This window comes from uncultured Muriicola sp., from assembly GCF_947258935.1.
In the GTDB taxonomy this organism is placed as follows: Bacteria; Bacteroidota; Bacteroidia; order Flavobacteriales; family Flavobacteriaceae; genus Muriicola.
Genome location: NZ_CAMYKH010000154.1, coordinates 1 through 2,092 on the forward strand (window position 1 = coordinate 1; position 2,092 = coordinate 2,092).

A 2,092-nucleotide genomic window follows, 5' to 3' on the forward strand; every position below is an offset into this window, starting at 1 on the left:
TTGAAAATCCAAAATACTTTTTGAGTGACGTTTGAAGTTCCGTATCATTCAATACCATTCCCTAATAATTTATTTTATCCACCAGCATTAAAAATCCCTTGCACTACAATAAGCTATTGTTTACTAAACGATTTTGGGTTATTGAAGTATTTTTCTTGTGTTATTAGAATACCCTATAAAATAAGTTTGCGTAATTTTGTTTTCTTAAATATAATACATTCTTTTAGAAAGCGATTACATTTTTAGACAAAATCTGCATTCAATTTTACAAAATCATAAAGGTACTTTGAGCAAGAGCAAAAGCATATTGGAACTGGCAAAAAAAACCATTCGTACCGAAGGAGACGCCATCCACCATTTGGCTTCCCTTCTGGATCAACAATTTGCGGATGCAGTAGATTGTATATACCGCGGTAAAGGCAGAGTTGTAATAACGGGAATTGGAAAAAGTGCATTGATTGCCTCTAAAATAGTGGCCACATTAAATTCGACCGGAACTCCTGCTATCTTTATGCATGCTGCAGACGCCATCCACGGCGATCTTGGCACCATTCAGCAGAAAGACATTGTGATCTGTATCTCCAAAAGTGGCAATACACCGGAGATCAAATTACTGGTCCCATTGATCAAAGTAGGCAGTAACAAATTAATTGCCATGACCGGCAATACAGAATCTTATTTAGCAGAGCAATCAGATTTCATTTTGAATACTTATGTACAGAAGGAAGCCTGCCCCAATAATCTGGCCCCTACAACAAGTACTACCGCCCAACTTGTAATGGGCGATGCCCTGGCAATTTGTTTATTGGAACTAAGAGGGTTTAGCCCTAAAGATTTTGCGAAATTTCACCCCGGGGGTACTTTGGGAAAGAAACTGTACCTGCGTGTTGCTGATATTTCAGGAAAAAATATGAAGCCGCAGGTAGAGGCTAATTCGGCAATTAAGAATGTCATTGTTGAGATCTCCGAGAAGATGCTTGGAGTTGCAGCCGTAATGGAAGATAATAAACTTATAGGGATTGTTACTGATGGGGATATCCGTAGAATGCTAAACAAATACGAAAATATCAATGGCCTCACAGCGAGGGATATTATGACCAAAGACCCAAAGACTATTGAACCGGGAGTATTGGCTGTTAATGCGCTAAAGGAGATGCAAAAAAACGGCATTTCACAATTGCTGGTAAAAAAGGACGATGCTTACATGGGAGTAGTACACTTACACAACCTTATTAACGAAGGTATACTCTAATGGCAAAGCAAACCGAGGACCCCAATGAAATGTCTTTCCTAGATCATTTGGAAGAGTTGCGATGGCACCTTATCCGGTCAACCTTTTTAATGAAGGATTTTATTTTTGATACCGTCATTTTTGGGCCCAAAAAATCGGATTTTCCAACCTATGCTCTTTTTTGCAAGCTATCCAAAATGTTAGGGTTCAGCGAGGCTTTTTGCAGTACAGAACCCCTGTTCAGAGTACAAAGCAGGGTTATGGCAGGTCAGTTTTCGGCACATATATGGACATCTATCTGGGCTGGATTCATAATCGCATTTCCCTATATATTATATGAACTTTGGCGTTTTATTAGTCCGGGGCTTTACGAAAAGGAGCGAAGTAATTCGAGAGGCTTTATTTTTGTAGCTTCCTTGCTCTTTTTTATGGGAGTACTCTTTGGTTATTATGTGGTTGCGCCCCTCTCCATTAATTTCTTAGGAGGATATACTGTAAGTGATGAGGTATTTAATGATATTGATCTAAGTTCCTATATTTCCACGGTGCGGGCTGCAGTTATTGCCTGCGGGCTTATTTTTGAACTACCCATCATTATTTACTTTCTTACCAAAGTAGGCCTGGTGACACCCGAGATCTTAAAAAAATATAGAAAGATCGCGTTGGTCATCGTTCTTATAATTTCGGCGGTGATCACCCCTCCCGATGTAGCCAGCCAGATCATTGTGGCTGTACCTGTACTGATCCTATATCAATTGAGTATATATATTTCCGGGCGCGTATTGAAACGGGAAGCTAAAAGAGCAAAAAAATATGCCAAATCAACTTGACGAATTTAATGCCTATCGCACCAGAATGTAT

2 protein-coding genes are annotated in these 2,092 nt (G+C 39.4%); both read left to right on the forward strand.

Features of this window, described 5'->3' with window-relative positions; translation table 11 throughout:
* The first annotated feature begins 286 nt into the window (after positions 1-286).
* Positions 287-1,252: a KpsF/GutQ family sugar-phosphate isomerase gene (locus Q0X72_RS13870; protein WP_297766633.1), complete on the forward strand. Its 966-nt coding sequence runs from the start codon at positions 287-289 to the stop codon at positions 1,250-1,252.
* Positions 1,252-2,061: a twin-arginine translocase subunit TatC gene (gene tatC, locus Q0X72_RS13875; protein WP_297766636.1), complete on the forward strand. Its 810-nt coding sequence runs from the start codon at positions 1,252-1,254 to the stop codon at positions 2,059-2,061. Before Q0X72_RS13870 ends, tatC begins: the two co-directional genes overlap by 1 nt.
* Positions 2,062-2,092: the final 31 nt, after the last annotated feature.